The organism is Sinorhizobium sp. KGO-5, from assembly GCF_036245905.1.
GTDB classification, from domain to species: Bacteria; Pseudomonadota; Alphaproteobacteria; order Rhizobiales; family Rhizobiaceae; genus Sinorhizobium; species Sinorhizobium meliloti_A.
In genome coordinates this window covers 115,038-131,073 of the sequence record NZ_BDIZ01000006.1, presented here as the reverse complement: position 1 = coordinate 131,073, position 16,036 = coordinate 115,038, and the positions used below count along the sequence as shown (strand labels likewise).

General features: G+C 62.9%; 16 protein-coding genes. 1 reads left to right on the top strand and 15 read right to left on the bottom strand.

Translation table 11 applies throughout. The features are described 5' to 3' along the window. Position 1: 1 nt before the first annotated feature. From BHD07_RS23070 to ehuR, 15 genes are all read right to left on the bottom strand, one after another. Positions 2 to 1,408: a TRAP transporter large permease gene (locus BHD07_RS23070; protein ID WP_100672343.1), complete on the bottom strand. Its 1,407-nt coding sequence runs from the start codon at positions 1,406 to 1,408 to the stop codon at positions 2 to 4. 5 nt (positions 1,409 to 1,413) lie between these two features. Beyond that, positions 1,414 to 1,986, bottom strand: a complete 573-nt coding sequence (locus BHD07_RS23065; RefSeq protein ID WP_275598785.1) for a TRAP transporter small permease — start codon at positions 1,984 to 1,986, stop codon at positions 1,414 to 1,416. A gap of 67 nt (positions 1,987 to 2,053) precedes the next feature. Then, positions 2,054 to 3,028, bottom strand: a complete 975-nt coding sequence (locus BHD07_RS23060) for a sialic acid TRAP transporter substrate-binding protein SiaP (protein WP_100672345.1) — start codon at positions 3,026 to 3,028, stop codon at positions 2,054 to 2,056. Positions 3,029 to 3,064: 36 nt separating this feature from the next. Beyond that, positions 3,065 to 3,805: a FadR/GntR family transcriptional regulator gene (locus tag BHD07_RS23055; RefSeq protein ID WP_050563214.1), complete on the bottom strand. Its 741-nt coding sequence runs from the start codon at positions 3,803 to 3,805 to the stop codon at positions 3,065 to 3,067. A gap of 250 nt (positions 3,806 to 4,055) precedes the next feature. After that, complete coding sequence (locus BHD07_RS23050) at positions 4,056 to 5,330, bottom strand: MFS transporter (protein ID WP_338283228.1); 1,275 nt, start codon at positions 5,328 to 5,330, stop codon at positions 4,056 to 4,058. A 406-nt stretch (positions 5,331 to 5,736) separates the two neighbouring features. Further along, on the bottom strand, positions 5,737 to 6,741 hold the full coding sequence (gene doeB, locus BHD07_RS23045; RefSeq protein ID WP_338283227.1) for a N(2)-acetyl-L-2,4-diaminobutanoate deacetylase DoeB: 1,005 nt from the start codon (positions 6,739 to 6,741) through the stop codon (positions 5,737 to 5,739). 4 nt (positions 6,742 to 6,745) lie between these two features. Next, complete coding sequence (gene doeA / locus BHD07_RS23040; protein ID WP_338283226.1) at positions 6,746 to 7,927, bottom strand: ectoine hydrolase DoeA; 1,182 nt, start codon at positions 7,925 to 7,927, stop codon at positions 6,746 to 6,748. A 46-nt stretch (positions 7,928 to 7,973) separates the two neighbouring features. Continuing rightward, positions 7,974 to 8,963: an ectoine utilization protein EutC gene (gene eutC, locus BHD07_RS23035; protein WP_338283225.1), complete on the bottom strand. Its 990-nt coding sequence runs from the start codon at positions 8,961 to 8,963 to the stop codon at positions 7,974 to 7,976. After that, complete coding sequence (gene eutB / locus BHD07_RS23030; RefSeq protein ID WP_338283224.1) at positions 8,960 to 9,964, bottom strand: hydroxyectoine utilization dehydratase EutB; 1,005 nt, start codon at positions 9,962 to 9,964, stop codon at positions 8,960 to 8,962. The genes eutC and eutB overlap by 4 nt, the downstream gene beginning before the upstream one ends. Beyond that, positions 9,961 to 10,746 (bottom strand): ectoine utilization protein EutA, encoded by a 786-nt coding sequence (eutA, locus tag BHD07_RS23025; RefSeq protein ID WP_338283223.1) that lies wholly within the window; start codon positions 10,744 to 10,746, stop codon positions 9,961 to 9,963. The genes eutB and eutA overlap by 4 nt, the downstream gene beginning before the upstream one ends. Continuing rightward, positions 10,746 to 11,408, bottom strand: a complete 663-nt coding sequence (gene ehuD / locus BHD07_RS23020; protein WP_018098471.1) for an ectoine/hydroxyectoine ABC transporter permease subunit EhuD — start codon at positions 11,406 to 11,408, stop codon at positions 10,746 to 10,748. The genes eutA and ehuD overlap by 1 nt, the downstream gene beginning before the upstream one ends. A 2-nt stretch (positions 11,409 to 11,410) precedes the next feature. Beyond that, positions 11,411 to 12,070: an ectoine/hydroxyectoine ABC transporter permease subunit EhuC gene (gene ehuC, locus BHD07_RS23015; protein WP_338283222.1), complete on the bottom strand. Its 660-nt coding sequence runs from the start codon at positions 12,068 to 12,070 to the stop codon at positions 11,411 to 11,413. A gap of 103 nt (positions 12,071 to 12,173) precedes the next feature. Then, positions 12,174 to 13,025: an ectoine/hydroxyectoine ABC transporter substrate-binding protein EhuB gene (gene ehuB, locus BHD07_RS23010; protein WP_324764145.1), complete on the bottom strand. Its 852-nt coding sequence runs from the start codon at positions 13,023 to 13,025 to the stop codon at positions 12,174 to 12,176. A 58-nt stretch (positions 13,026 to 13,083) separates the two neighbouring features. After that, positions 13,084 to 13,869: an ectoine/hydroxyectoine ABC transporter ATP-binding protein EhuA gene (gene ehuA / locus BHD07_RS23005; RefSeq protein ID WP_018098470.1), complete on the bottom strand. Its 786-nt coding sequence runs from the start codon at positions 13,867 to 13,869 to the stop codon at positions 13,084 to 13,086. Between the two features lie 170 nt (positions 13,870 to 14,039). Next, positions 14,040 to 15,425: a MocR-like ectoine utilization transcription factor EhuR gene (ehuR, locus tag BHD07_RS23000; protein WP_338283221.1), complete on the bottom strand. Its 1,386-nt coding sequence runs from the start codon at positions 15,423 to 15,425 to the stop codon at positions 14,040 to 14,042. Between the two features lie 104 nt (positions 15,426 to 15,529). Between ehuR and BHD07_RS22995 the strand changes: the two genes are divergently transcribed. Continuing rightward, positions 15,530 to 16,024 (top strand): Lrp/AsnC family transcriptional regulator, encoded by a 495-nt coding sequence (locus tag BHD07_RS22995; protein ID WP_100672351.1) that lies wholly within the window; start codon positions 15,530 to 15,532, stop codon positions 16,022 to 16,024. Positions 16,025 to 16,036 lie beyond the last annotated feature (12 nt).

Here is a 16,036-nt window from a genome sequence, read left to right as displayed (position 1 = left end):
ATCAGCGGATCAGTCCCACTGACTGCGGCAGCCACAATACCACAGCCGGAACGAAGGTGATCAGAATGAGAGCGATGAACAGCGGCACAAGCCATGGCAGGATCGCCATCGTCGTCCGCTCGACCGAGAGCTTCGCCACCCGCGACAGTACGAAAAGCACCATGCCGAGCGGCGGGTGAAGCAGGCCGATCATCAGGTTGAGCGTCATGATCAGGCCGAAATGCACGGGATCGATTCCGAACTGGGCGGTCAATGGCAGAAGGATGGGCACCAATATGGTGATTGCCGCGATCGTATCGAGAAAACAGCCGACGAAGAGCATCAGAAGGTTCACCAGGATGAGGAAAACCCATTTGTTGTCGGTGATCGTCAGGATCGCGCCGGAGAGCATCTGCGCGGCCTGACTGACCGTCAGGAGCCATGCGAAGATCGACGCCGCCGTGACGATGAAGAGCACCGATGCCGTCGTCTCGATCGTGTCGAAGGTCGCACGGGCGAGCGTCGACATCGTCATCGTGCGATAGCGTACCAGACCCAGGAACAGCGACCAGATCACGGCGGCGACGGCTGCTTCCGTCGGCGTGAACCACCCCATGGTCATGCCGCCGATCAGAATGATGGGCGTCATCAGCGCCATGACGGCGGAAAAGTCGAAATACCAGTCGAGGGCCAGCAGCACCACGAGTGCGATGCCGACCGCAAGGTTCATCGACAGTCCGGCCGCCATCAGAAGATAGATGAGAAGCGGAACGGCAAGCACGACCACGACCTCGAGCGAAGCCGCAAGCAGCCGCTTCATTTCGAAAGGCGTATCCGAGCCCCAGCCGCGTTTATAGGCGAAGATCGCCACCGTCAGCATCATCAGCACCGTCATCACCACGCCCGGCACGACACCGGCCATGAACAGCGCCCCGATGGAGACGTTCGCCATCATGCCGTAGATGACGAAGGGCAGCGACGGCGGGAAGATCGGGCCAAGCGTCGCCGAAGCGGCGGTAACACCGACCGCCGCATCGACCGGATAGCCGTGATCCTTCATCGCCTTGATCTCGATCGTCCCGATACCGGCGGCGTCCGCAAGCGCGGTGCCCGACATGCCCGAGAAGATCACCGAGCCGACGATGTTGACCTGTGCCAGCCCGCCCTTCATCCAGCCGACAAGGGCGACCGCGAAGGAATAGATGCGGCCGGTGACGCCGGCGGAGTTCATGAGGTTGCCGGCCAGGATGAAAAAGGGCACCGCAAGCAACGGAAAGCTTTCGACGCCCGCAATCATCCGCTGCGCCGCGATGATGTCGGGCGCGACATTGTAGGAAACCAGATAGAGGACCGACGCTGCAGCCATGGAGATGGCGACGGGAACGCCGACCAGCATGAGGACGAGAAAGGAACCGACGAGCAGGAGCATGGGGATCAGTCCTCGACCTTGTGGAATTCTTCGGGCTTTTCGAGAACCGAATAGCCGCGGCGCTGATTGGCCACGAAGACCTGGATGGAGCGGATCAGCATCAGCACGAAACCGGCCATCACGCTATAGAAGACGATGTTGCGCGGCAGGTCGACGGTGACCATACGTTCGTGGGCGACGATCGCCACGTAGCGCCACATCAGCCAGCAGGCATAGGCGAAGAAGACGATACGCACCAGATCCACGAAGATCGCCAGGGTACGGGCGACGGTCGGCGGCAGATAATGGTAGAGCACGTCGACCTGGATGTGGCGCGACAGCCGCACGCACATCACGGAGCCCAGAAACACGACGCCGATCAGGCAGTTCGTGGCGATCTCCTCCGTCCAGGCATAGGAGTCGTTGAGCACGTAACGCGTGAAGAACTGCAGGAACACGCATCCGGCCATCAGCCAGAAGACGGCGAGCGTCACCCAATCCTCGAAGGCATAGTTGGAGAGATCCGCGGCTGGCGGAGCCTCGTCGAAGGCATGGGCGATTTCTTCGGGCGTCGTTTGCAAATGGACTTCCTGGGACATGGCATCATCCGGCGTCTGGAAAAACGAAACGCCGGCCCGCCATTGAGGGCGAGCCGGCGAGAGTGGTTCACTTGATGGCGCGGATGGCCTCCCAGTCTTCCTTGTTGTAGCCGAAGTCTTCGAGCTTCACCTTTTCATTGACGGTCTTCTCGAAGTCGGCCCTGTCGACCTCGGTCACTTCGATGCCACGCTCCTTGAAGGTGGCCACGAGCTCCTTTTCGCGCTCTTCGATGATCTTGGTGGCACGCACGGCCGCCTCCTGCATCACCTCGGTGAAAATCTGCTTGTCGGCATCGGAGAGCTGCGACCAGAGGTTCTTCGAAACGACCGTGTTCAGATGATCGACGATGTGGCCCGTCAGAACGATATGTTTCTGCACTTCGAAGAACTTCTTCGCCTCGATCGTCGTCAGCGGATTTTCCTGAGCCTCCACTGTGCCGTTCTGGAGCGCGAGATAGACCTCGGCAAAGGCGATCGGGGTGGTGTTGGCACCGCAGGCCCGCGGCATGGCGAGATAGGCCGGAACGTCCGGCACACGCATCTTCAGGCCCTGCATGTCGGCGCATTTGGCAATCGGCCTGTTCGATGTGGTGTGGCGCGTACCGTAATAGGTGACGGCGGTGATGTGGTTGCCCGAGGCCTCTTCATATCCCGCGGCCAGACGCTTGAATACGTCGCTCTTGGTATAAGCGATCATATGGGCGGGGTCGCGGAAGATATAGGGAAAATAGGTGACGCCGATCGGCGCATAATCGCGCGCGGCGAAGCTCGAGCCCGAAATGATGATATCGACGGTGCCGAGCTTCAGGCCCTGATTGATATCCGCTTCCTTGCCGAGCTGCGACGCCGGGAACACGTCGATCTTGTAACGCCCCTCGGTGCGTTTGGCGATCTCTTCCGCCGCCCAGACGGACTCGGTATGGAACGGCTCCGACGTTTCGTACACATGGGCCCATTTGAGCGCCGTTTGGGCATGAGCCGATAGGGCCGATGCCAGGATGGTCGCGGTGGCACCGAGTAGCGTCAACAGTCTGATCGTCATCTTTTTCCTCCCAAGGTGAAATCGTCGCTGTGTGGATTACCGCCCGACGCGCCTCCACGCGGCGGGTATCGTGCTGTCTGACGGCTCCTCATCGAAGCTCGCGGACAGGCGAAGCTGAGACTGGTCGAGATGCGCCCGCATGGCTGCGCGCGCGGCGGCGGGATCCCCGAGCGCGATCGCGTCGCGGATGACGCGATGCTCCTCCATCGCAGCCCGCCAGGTCTCGGTGTTTTCGAAATAGCTCGCCAGCTTTTCGAAATAGGGCGTCATGCGCATGTCGTGGATGCTGCCGACGAAGCGGTTCAGAGTCGCATTGGCGATGATGCTCGAAACGATGACGTGAAACTCGCGATCGATCGCAAGCGCGAGGCGGCGATCCTCGAGTGTGGCGGCCATCCGGGCAAGATTGTCGTCGAGAACGGAAATATGCTCCGGGCGTGCCAGCCGCGCCGCTTCCTCGGCGATGGCGCATTCGACCACGGCCCTGGCCCGCAGCAGTTCGAAAGGGCCTTCGAAATCCTCGGGCGGCGCATCGGCCGCCGGCGCCGGACGCGCCGTCACATAGATGCCCGAACCCATGCGGATGTCGATGAAGCCTTCCACTTCGAGCACTATCAGCGCTTCTCGGATGGTTGGTCGCGAAACGCCGAACATCTGCGCCAGCTCGCGCTCCGCCGGAAGCCGCGACCCGTGCGCCAGTTCGCCCCGTTCGATCAGGGCTCGCATCTGATCCGCCACCTGGCGATAGAGGCGACGCGATTCCACGGCAGAGAACATCATGATCCCCGTTGAGGCGACCTGCGGCCAAGTGGCCAAGTGGTCATACCAATCGCTACACATTACTCGTGCTTGCGTTCGTGTCAACGGTGACCGCTGGCCGCCTCACGACAAGTTCCGCCTTCCAACAAAAATGCCCGGCAGAATGCCGGGCAGTCGGCAGGGAATTGGCTATCCCTGCAGGGGAAGTGGATATCGCGACGCATGGATCCCCGGACCACGACGGCCCCGCGGAGCGACGATCCGAACGCTATCGCGCAAGTGCGCCGGCCGGAAGACCTCGGTCGGCCTCGCGCTTGATCTGCCGGATCGAGACATTCATCCACACCATGGAGACGGCTACGATGACGAAGAGCAGCATGAAGCAGCTGGACCAAAGACCGGTCACATCCTTAAGGAAGCCGAAGGCGATCGGCAGGACGAAGCCACCGAGCCCGCCCATCATGCCGACGATGCCGCCGACGGCGCCCACATGGGAGGGATAATAGACGGGTATGTGCTTGTAGACCGCCGCCTTGCCGAGGCTCATCACGAAGCCGAGCACGAAGGTCACGACGACGAAGACCACCGGGGTCACCAGGATCGGCATCGCACCGCCGGCCCCACCTGCGGGTATCGACAGAATGGCCGTCGCGACGGCAGACACGGCGAACATCGCATACATGATCTTGCGGGCCCCGAGCTTGTCCGACAAAGCGCCGCCATAGGCGCGGAAGATGCTGCCGGGAATGGAATAGGCGGCGGCGATCATGCCGGCGGCCTCGATGTCGAATCCGTAGACGCCGACGAGATAGCGCGGCAGCCAGAGCGCGAGCGCCACGAAACCACCGAAGGAAAAGAAGTAGTAGAGCGAGAAGCGCCAGACCTGAACGTTCTTGAGTGGCTCGAATTCGCTAAGGAAGCTCTTCCTGGGTGCACCAACATCGCGGCGGGCACGGAACTGAGGATCGTCTTCCGTCGAGAGCCAGAAGACAACCGCCGTGAGAAGGAGCGCGGCCGCCCAGACCTGCGCGACGGCCTGCCAGCCGAAGGCGACGAGAACGAATGGCGCCAGAAATTTCGTGACAGCGGCTCCGACGTTGCCGGCACCGAATATCCCGAGAGCCGTGCCCTGTTTTTCCGGCGGGAAGAAAGGCGAGACATAGGCGACCCCAACGGCGAAGGAGCCTCCCGCCAGTCCGACGCCGAGCCCTGCAAGGAGCATCTGCGGATAGGTCGCGGCATAAGCGAGCAGGAAGGTGGCGAGTGCGGCCGCCAGCATGGTGATCGTGTAGACGAGGCGGCCGCCATAGCGGCTGGTCCAGATGCCCAGCACGATGCGGACGAGCGAGCCGGTCAGGATCGGCATGCCGATCAGGAGCCCGAACTCGGCTTCGCTCAGGCCGAGTTCATCCTTTATGCGCACGCCGATGATCGAAAAAATGGTCCATATGGCGAAACAGACCGTAAATGCACCCGTTGAGACCCACAAGGCGCGTCCTGATGCGCCCTTATAGGTCGACTGCGTCTGGTGAAGAGCGGACATGATATCTCCCTGCGCGATAGCTCGCGCGATACGCGTCGTTGATCATGGGAATAGCCGCGAGCAGGCATCGCACTCACCCAAAGGGGCGCGTCGATCCTCTCCGGCAACCTTGCTCATGGCGCGCGACATTGGGCGCCACCGGTGGCTTGCTCGGGCTCAAAACATTGGATGCAAGCAGCGTGCCAAACCGAAATCCGCGGAAGGCGGGAGAGAATTCAAAAGATTAGCCGGCGCGCGTTTCATGCACCCTGCCGGCATGGCCAAATATTGGGCCACCCGCCACGTCATGCCCAATTATCGTGCAGGCCGCATTTGCGCTTCGCAGACAGGCAAAGACCCGCCGTCCGGAGCAAGTCCGGAGGCGGGTCCCTTGCAAGAAGTCCTACGACTCCGGGCTGGACTAGATCTATACCTCGACACCCAGGACTGCGCAGCAGTCGCCCGACTTGATCAGCCCGGGGTTATGTCGGGCCACCAGAACGCCATCCATCTTGGCTCGAACCTCGATCGGTGCGACACCGGTGCGTCCGATCGGATAGATGCACGCGATCACTGCGCCGCGGTCGACTGCGGCGCCAAGGTCGATGAGGAACTCGACGAGACCGCCATCCTCCGCGAAAGCAAAACAATCGTCGCTGGGCATGTCCAGCCATTTGGTGGGTTCCGCCTCGATCTCGCCCTTGAGTATCCCGGCATGCCTCAGCACATTCGCTACGCCGCGTTTTGCGACTGAAGCGGTCCGGGCAGTCGCCGAACCGCCACCGCCGAGCTCCGTCGTGATGAAGATCTTGCCCATCTCCTCGGCCGCGGTATCGTACATTCCGACCGCGTCGATCTCCAGCATCTTCATGGAATAGGGCGCCCCGAATGCCCGGACGAAGTCGAAAGCTTTCGCTTCCTGGGCCTTGTCGGGCAGGATGTGCGCCGCACAGAAAGGCAGGAAGTCGAGCGTCTTCCCGCCCGAATGGAAATCGAGCACGATGTCGGCGAGCGGCAGCAGGACACGCTGGAAGTAATCCGCGATTTTCTCGGTGACCGTTCCATCCGGCCTCCCCGGGAAGCTGCGGTTCATGTTGCCCCTGTCGATCGGCGACGTCCGCGTCTGCGCCTGGAAGGCCGGGTAATTCATCGCCGGAACGATGATCACCCTTCCTTCGACGTCGGCCGCATCCAGCTTGCGGGCGAGATCGAAGAGCGCGATCGGCCCCTCGTATTCGTCGCCGTGATTGCCGCCCGTGAGGAGGGCAGTCGGGCCCTGCCCGTTCTTGACCACGGTAATCGGAATCATTACCGAACCCCACGCGGAATCATCGCGACTATAGGGAAGGCGCAGGAAGCCGTGCTGGACGCCATTGGCCTCGAAATCGACCGTCGCGCTGATCGGCGACGGCCGCAAGTGGTGCTCCCTCATGCTCTCAGTCCTTGACCATCAGCTTGCGCGGCACGGAGGCGAGGCACTCGACACCGCTCTCGGTGATGAGAATGCTCTCGGTGGTTTCGAACCCCATATCCTCGAGCCAGAGCCCCGTCATGAAGTGGAATGTCATCCCCGGCTTCAGTTCCGTCTTGTCGCCCGGACGCAGGCTCATCGTGCGCTCGCCCCAATCCGGCGGATAGGAAAGACCGATCGGGTAGCCCGTGCGGTTGTCCTTGACGATTCCGTATTTCTTCAGCACGGCGAAGAAGGCGTTCGCGATGTCCTCGCAGGTGTTGCCCGGCTTGGCCACGGCGAGCCCTGCCTCCATGCCCTCGATCGTCGCCTTCTCGGCGTCCAGAAAGGCCTGGGTCGGCTTACCCAGGAACACCGTGCGCGACAGCGGCACATGATAGCGGTTGTAGCAGCCGGCGATTTCGAAGAAGGTGCCCTCGCCCCGCTTCATCGGCCGGTCGTCCCAGGTGAGATGCGGCGCTGATGCCTCGACGCCGGAAGGAAGAAGCGGCACGATCGCCGGATAGTCGCCGCCGATGCCGTCGACGCCGCGCGTACCCGCATCGTAGATTTCCGCCACCAGGTCGCACTTGCGCATACCCACTTCGATCTTGTCGAAGATGCGCTGATGCATGGCTTCGACGATCCGCGCCGCGTTGCGCATGTATTTGATCTCGGTCTCGCTCTTGACCGCACGCTGCCAGTTCACCAGCGCCGTGGCGTCGCTGAAACGCGCATTGGGCAGGTGTTTCTGCAGCGAGGCGAAGGCGGCCGCCGAGAACCAGTAGTTGTCCATTTCGACACCGATGCTGAGCGAACCAAAGCCGCGATCGGCGAGAATGCCCGAGAGATAGTCCATCGGGTGGCGTTCGGTCGACTGCACGTAATGGTCGGGATAGCCGACGACATTCTTGTGATCGAGATAGGCAGTCAGCTTCGCGCCATTCGCATCCTGGCCGCGGCCGAACCAGATCGGTTCGCCCGTAGGCGGCACGATGACCGCCTGATGCACGTAGAAGGACCAGCCGTCATAGCCGGTGAGCCAGGCCATGTTGGAAGGATCGCTCACGATCAGGAGGTCGACGCCTTTCGCCTCCATCGCCTTTCGGGTCTTCGCAAGCCGCGCTTCATATTCTCCAAGGGAGAATTTGAGGTTGGGTTGGGTCATGTCTCTTCCCTCGTTCTTCCGGCCCCGTTCTTGCAGGGTGCCGGTCTCAACTTTCCAATGTGGTGCCTGCGTCCGCCGCGTTGGCCCGCGCGAAGGCGAGCGTGGCGATGGCCGTGTCCTGGATGCCGGTGCCGGTCAGGTCGGCAATGGTGATCTCGTCGGCGCGCGTGCGTCCGGGTTTCAGGCCGGCGATCACCTGGCCAAGTTCAGGGAACTCGGCCTCCGCCGACACGAGATGAGCGGCAATCGCGTGATGCAGCTCGCCGAGCCTGCGTGTCTGTTTGAGGCTGTCGGCGACGTAAGTCGCGCGGGCGATCGCATGCGCGTCCAGTTCGTTCTTGTGTTCGGCGTCCGAACCCATGGCCGTGACGTGCTGCCCCGGCTCGAGCCATTCGGCCTTGAGGACCGGCGTCTCCGACGGCGTCGTGGTGACGATGATGTCGGCACCTGCGATGGCCGCTCTCGGATCGGTTTCGGCTTTGATCGGAAAGCCGAGCTTCCCGGCAAAAGCAGCGGCCGCGGTTTCAGCCTTGGCCGCATCGCGGGCCCAGATGCGTGCTTCCCGGATCGGGCGCACGAGCGCGAGCGCTTCGAGCTGAAGCCTTGCCTGCATGCCGGCGCCGAAGACCGCGGCCACCGAGGAATCTTCCCGCGACAGATGTTTCGCCGCGACCGCCCCTGCCGCCGCCGTACGCACGTCGGTCAGATAGCCGTTGTCGAGCAGCAGTGCCTGCACCAGCCCGGTTTTGCTGGACAGAAGCACCATCAGGCCGTTGGTGCTCGGCAGGCCGATCTTCGGATTGTCGAAGAAGCCCGGGCTGATCTTGATCGCAAAACCGTCGAGCCCCGGCACATAGGCCGTCTTGACGTCCACCTCGCCGCGATGCTCCGGAATATCGAGCCTCAGGATGGGCGGCATCGCCACCGCCTTGGTGGCGAGAGCGCGGAACGCATCCTCAACGCAGGCAACCGCTTCGCGATCGAGCGGCACGATGCGCCGCAGTTCCGCCTCGGTCAGTATTTTCATCCGTGTCATGCCGTCTCCTCGCGGAATGGATCCGTTTCGCCGTTCATCACGCGCAGATGCAGGTCCATGTCGACGTTGCGCCCCGAGAGAATGACCGCGATGGGACCGTCGACGTCCTTGATCTTGCCGGCGAGAAGCGCCGCAATGCCGACGGCGCCCGCCCCTTCGACGATCTCGCGCTCCTCGGCATAGGCGTGGCGCATGCCGGCGGCGATTTCGGCTTCCGTCAGAAGGATGATGTCGTCGAGGAGGTCCCGGCACATGCGGAACGTGACGCGATTGTCGAGGCCGATGCCGCCGCCGAGCGAATCCGCAAGGCTCGGCTGTTCGTCGACGAGCACGGGTGTGCCGGCGGCGAAGCTCGCCTTCATCGCCGCGCCGCGCTCCATCGTAAGGCCTACGACACGCGTCGCCGGTCTTCGCGCCTTGACGGCTGCCGCCACCCCGGCCGCCAGCCCGCCACCCGAGACGGGTACAAGCACCATGGCAACGTCGGGCATCTGTGCCACGATCTCGAGTCCGAGCGTCCCCTGCCCTGCGACGATCGCCGGATGGTCGAAGGGCGGCACCATTACGAGACCGTTTTCCGCAACGAGCCGTTCGACTTCTTCCTGCGCCTCGTCCTGGGAATTGCCGACAATCCGCACATTGGCGCCGAGGCGTCTGATTTCGGAGACCTTGTTCACGGGCACCAGGTGCGACATGCAGATCGTGGCGAGCGAGCCTTCCGCCTTTGCCGCATGGGCAAGTGCCCGGCCATGATTGCCGGTCGAGGCCGCGATTACGCCGAGCGCCCGGTCGCCGGCAGAAAGCGAAAGCACCGCATTGGTCGCGCCGCGCAGCTTGAAGCTTCCGGTCGTCTGGTGGTGCTCGAGCTTCAAGCCGACCGGCACGCCGCAGAGCTCGCTCAACGAGCCCGACATTGCCAGCGGCGTCGTAAGAACACGGCCGGAAATGCGCCGTGCCGCCGCCTCGATATCGTCGATCGTCACGGGAAGAGAAGCGCTCACGGCCTTTCCCCCTCGAGTGGCAGCTCCATCAGCCGTCCGAGTTGCGGGCGTGCTTCCCGATCGCCGCAAAGGCGGAGGCAAGCCCAGGCGGTGGCGTAATTGCTGCTGACGACCGGCTTGCCGATCGCCTGCTCGATTTCGGCGATGACGCCTGCCGCGCGAACGGCAGTACAGGAAATGAAGAGCGCGTCCGATTCCGGCGCTGCCGCATCCTTTGCGAAGGCCACGATCTCCTTCGGGCTGATCCGCGCCATCTCACGGTCGTCGGTGAGACCCAGGCAGGTAAACTTGTCGATTGCGAAGCCGCGCTCGGCGAAATAGTCGGCCATGGGCCGGCTGGTCTCGATCGTGTAAGGGGTGAGCACCGAAATCCTGTTTGCACCCAATGCACGCAAGCCTTGGACCGAAGCGGCCGTCGGCGTCACGACGGCCGCCTCCGGCTTTGCGGCCTTGATCGCCGCAGCCACCTCCCTGTCGCCGATGACCACGGAAGCCGAGGTGCAGGAATACATGACGACGTCCAGGGTCTCGTCCGGCAGGATCAAGGCTGCCGCTTCGGTGAGCGACGGCTGCATCGCCCGCAGATTCTCCGGCGTCACCGGATTGGCATAGGGGATACGGGTGACATAGACCCCGATCCGGTCCGACGCGACCATGCGCTGGAAATCGACTTCCGTCGTATGGTCCGTGGCGAGGATGACGAGGCCGATCCGCTTGTCGAGCGGCCGATCGTCCAGACGCGGCCTGCGCGCCGCAAGCGAGAGGGCGACAGGGGTTCTCATCAGCGCTCCTCCACCCGAGAATAGCGCTCTTCGAGCCAGCGCAGGAAGAAGACCGAGATCAGGCTCATGATCAGGAAGAACACCCCGACCAGCGTCATCGGCTCGATATAGCGATAATTGCTGTTGGCGATGCTCTTTGCCTGGTTCATCAGTTCGAGCACCGTGATTGCCGAAAGCAGGGGTGTCTCCTTGAACATGGCAATCAGGTAATTGGCGAGCGCCGGTATCATCGGCGGGATCGCCTGCGGCAGGATCACGTGTATCCAGGTCTGCCGGGTCGTGAGGTTCGCCGCCTTGGCCGCCTCCCATTGTCCGCGCGGCACGTTCTCGATGCCGGCACGATAGACCTCGGCGGCATAGGTGCCGTAGTGGATGCCGAGACCGATGACGCCGGCGACCAGCGCAGGCAGGCGGATTCCGATGTCCGGAAGCACATAGAAGATGAAGTAGAGTTGCACGAGCAGCGGCGTTCCGCGGATGAACTCGACGGCAAAGCTCGTGACACGCGCTATCGGAGCCGGTGCGGTCATCCGCAGGATGGCGAAGACAAGACCGATCACCGCTGCGACCACCGAGCCGAGCGCCGTCGCGAGGATCGTGATCTTCAGCCCCTCGATGAGGGTCGGCATGATCTGGCGGACGAATTCCCAGTCCCATTCCATGGTCAGACCCTCACACCGTCGAGGCCGCGGGAAACGCGCCTCTCGAGCCACCGCATGCCGAGCGAGATCAGCCAGGCCATGACGAAATAAAGCAGCAGGATGGTCGCGAACGGGATCAGCGTGCTGCCGGTCTGGGCGCGGACCACCTGGGCCTGAAACGTCATGTCGCTGAGCGAGATCAGCGAGACGACCGCCGTTCCCTTCAGGAGCTCGATGGCGTTGTTGCCGAAGGTGGGCAGCATCAGAGGCAGCGCCTGGGGCAGGACGATGTGGCGCATCGCCTGGAACCGCGTGAGGTTGAGGGCGATGCAGGCCTCGCGCTGCTCGCGGCCGATCGCCTTTACCGCGCCCCGCACGACCTCCGCTCCATAGGCGCCGACATTGAGGCCGAGCGCGAGGACGCCCGCCTGCAGCGGCGTCAGCGTTATGCCGGCGAACGGCAATACGAAATAGACCCAGAAGAGCTGCACGAAAATGGAAGTGCCGCGGAAGAATTCGATATAGGTCGTGGCAAGCGCGCGCACGGCCATGAACCGGCTGAGGCGCCCGAGGCCGGCAGCGAAGGCAACCGCGACGGCGAGCGCCGAACCCATGAGGGTCAGTTGCACGGTCACCCAGGCGCCCTGCAGGATCAATCCGATATAGCCGGACCAGTCGATCATCGTTTCGTTGTTCCAGTCAGAGTTTCGGCTTGGTCGTCGCCGCCCACACCGCCTCCCTCCGCGTTGTGCGAACGGAAGGCGGCGGGAAGCCCCAGCCCGGGGCTTATTTCGCGGCGCAGAGCTTTTCGCGGGTGGTCGACATCGCAGCCTTGGCCGAGAAGCCATAGGGTTCGATGATCTTCGCGAATTCGCCCGACTCCTTCAGCTTGGCGAGCTCGACATCGAAGGCGTCGCGCAGCGCCTCGTCGCCCTTTCTGAAGGCGGCGCCGTCGCAATAGACCGGCGCACCCTCGACGGGGGCCAGCACCTCGACGTTCGGGTCGTTCGCCTTGGAGACGAGATCGTTTATCGAAAGGACCGGCAGCGAGTAGACGTCGATGCGGCCGTCCTGCAACATCTTCAATCCGCTCTGGCCATCCGGCACCACGATGACGCGGTCGCGCGGCACGCCGGCTTCGAGCGCCAGCTTCTCCTCGGTACCGCCCCCCGGTGCGCCGATCTTGGCGTCCGGATTGTCGGCGATGTCCTTGTAGCTCTTAAGTCCGAGCGGGTTGCCTTTCTTCAGCGCGAAGGCCTCGGCGTCGCAGAGGATCGGCTGCGAATAGGCGACGGCGGCGCAGCGTTCCGGCTTCATGAAGAGACCGGCGGTGATTGCGTCATGGCGCCCGGCCTGCAGGCCCGGGATCATCGCGCCGTATTCGGAAATGGAGGCCACGACGTCGGCAACGCCGAGCCGCTTGAAGATCTCGCGGGCGACATCCGGTGCTGCACCGGAGACCTTGCCGTCGGCTCCGACGGCGGTAAAGGGCGGCTCGTTGGCGATGGCGATGCGCGCGAAGCCCTGCTCTTTCAGCTCCTCGAGCTTGTTCTCGTCCGCGGCGGCTGGCGTCGCCGCAGCAACTGCCATCAACGCGGTGGCGCCTGCCGCCATTACCATGATATCTCTCAGTTTCATCGTTCCCAACTCCTCTGTTCTCTCGATGTTTTCCTTGAGGCAATGTCGGCCGTAAGGCTTAGACGCGGTGCCCTGCCGCTATGATCTTGCGCAGGAAAGTCTGTGTGCGCTCCTGCTTGGGATGCCGGAAAATGTCCTCGGGTTTTCCCTCCTCCACGATCTTGCCGCGGTCGAAGAAAAGCACCCGGTCTGCGAAATCATGGGCAAAGCCCATCTCGTGGGTGACGAGCAGCATGGTCATGTCCGTCTCGGATGCGAGCTTGCGCATGACGTTCAGGACTTCCTCCACGAGCTCGGGATCGAGCGCGGAGGTGACCTCGTCGAAAAGCATGATCTTGGGTGAGAGCGCCAGCGCCCGGGCGATCGCCACACGCTGCTTCTGCCCGCCGGAAAGCTGTGCCGGCATGCTCTTGGCCTTATCGGCCAAGCCCACCATGTCGAGCAGTTCCATCGCGCGCTTTTCCGCCGCAGCGCGCGCCATGCCCTTGGTCAGCATCGGCGCCAACGTAACGTTGTCGAGAACGCATTTATGAGGAAACAGGTTGAAGTGCTGGAAGACCATGCCGATCTTCTCGCGCATCTTGTGAAGATGCCGCTCGTCGGCAGGGACGAGGTTGCCCGCCTTCTTCATGTGATAGAGATGCTCGCCGTCGACCTGGATGAAGCCGTCGCTGATGGTCTCGAGCGTCATCAGAATGCGGAGGATGGTCGTCTTACCCGAACCGGACGGCCCGATGAGAGCCAGCTTCTCGCCCGGCATCACCTCCATCGACAGGCCGTCGAGCACGGTAAGGGAACCGTATCGCTTGACGATGTTGTCGATGCGAATGATCGGCTGGGACATTCACGCCTCTCCCTTTGAGACTGAAGCGCATGACGTCGCTCCAGACCGCTGCATACTTCTGGGCGCCATGCGTTAATGTCCTAACGATGATCCGGTTCCAAAATCATGTCAATCTGAATAATAATATCATGACAATTATTTGAAACATGCTCAAAAGCTGAGCATTCGCCTCAAATGACGAGGAGCAGCGCCTCGGGCTCACCGAGCGCCAGAGAGGCGACGATGCCGAGCCCGGACTTCAGCTCCAGCTCGGTCGTCGAGCCGAGCGATATCCTGACCGCCGGACGCCAGCCGCTGTCTGCCGTTCGGAAGGACGCGCCCGGCGCGATCGCCACCCCGCGCAAGCGCGCCTGGGAAACGAAAGCATCTTCCTGGTGTCCCTCGGGCAGCGGCAGCCAGACATGCAGGCTCTGCGGATGGGTGTGATGGGCAAGGCTTGCCAGAACTTCCTTGGCGATCGCATGGCGAGCGGCGAGCGCCCGGCGCTGCCAGTTCACCAGCTCGATCGCCGTTCCGTCGCTCACCCATTGCGTTGCGATCTCTGCAATCGCGGGGGTCGCCATCCAGTTCGAAACCAGATGCCGGTTGGCGACGGCGGCCACGTAGCGGTCAGGCGCCACCAGATAGCCGATCCTGAGGCCCGGCACGGTGATCTTGGTGAAGCTCGTCACATAGAGCGTGCGCTCCGGCGCCAGTGCGGCGACCGGGGGCAGGCGTTCTTCCACCAAGGGTCCGAGAATGTCGTTCTCTATGATGGCGATGTCATGCCGGCGCGCCACCTCCGCCAGCGCTGCCCGCCGCTCGGCGCTCATCAGGGTCGCGGTCGGGTTGATGACCGAGGGCTGCAGAAAGACCGCGCGGATCACGCCCTTGCGGCAGGCTTCGTCCAGCGCATCCGGGATCATGCCGTCGCGGTCTATCGCGAGACCCTGAAGGTGGATGCCGAGATAGGTCGAAAGCGGCACGAGCGTATGATGGCTGACGGCCTCCGTCGCGACCGTCGAACCGGGCGGTGCCACACTCATCAGCGCCACCGTCATGGCCGAGGTGGCGCCGTTCGTCAGGTTGATGTTGAGCGGCGAAACATCGAGCCCGCAGCGCAAGAGCCATTCGGCCGCGACATTGCGGTGACGCGGGAACACCATGTTCGGGCGGAAGGAAAGCGCGGAACTCGGCGGCAGGTTCTCGGCAAGCCAGGCAAAACCCTGCCGCATCTTTTCCAGATGGTACTGCTCGCATACGGGCTTCAAGATCGAAAGATCGATCAATTCGCCAAGGCGTTCCGGCAGATAGGGCGGCTCCGGCTCGCGCGGCCGCGTCTGTACGAAGCTGCCGCGTCCGACCTCGCCGGAGATCAAGCCGCGCCGGATGAGCTCGTCATAGGCGCGACTCACCGTCTGCACCGAGAGCTTCAGATCGTCGGCGAGCTTGCGATGCGTCGGCAGCCGCGTGCCGTTCTGGAGCCTCCCCTCCTGGATGGCGCGGGCGAACTGGTCCGCCAGAGAGAGATAGGCGGGGCGGCGCAGAAGTGTCGTGTCGGGCGTCCAATTTGTCATGATTTGAACAGTGATCAAAATCAGCTCAATTGACAATGTAAAAGTGAGCACCCAATGTCATTTCCCGGCTTTGACGTGACCAACACCGACGGAAGGACCTCTTTATGAAGCTCGATGCGATCGATCTGCGGATCCTCGAAGCGATCCAGGCCGACGGGCGTATCACCAAGCTGGCGCTGGCCGAGAAGGCCGGCCTGTCGCCGACGCCCTGCTGGATGCGGCTCAGAAAGTTGGAGAAAGCCGGCATCGTCACCGGCTATCACGCCCGCGTTGCGCTGCGCCGGGTGGCGCCGGTCGCCAGCGTCATGATGGAGGTGACGCTCGGCAATCACCGCCAGGCCGATTTCGACCGGTTCGAGCGCGCCATCGCCGCGATCCCCGAGATCGTCGCCTGCTGGTCGGTCGGCGGCGGGGTCGACTATATCCTCAAGGTCATGACCGCGGACATCGATGCCTATCAGCGGCTGGTCGACGGCCTGCTCGAACGCGAACTCGGCATCGACCGCTATTTCACCTACATCGTCACGAAGACGGTAAAGGAAGAAACGGTGCTGCCGTTCGGCTCGCTGCTACCGCACGCGCCGGCAGGGCAGGAATAGTCGGCAGCGGGT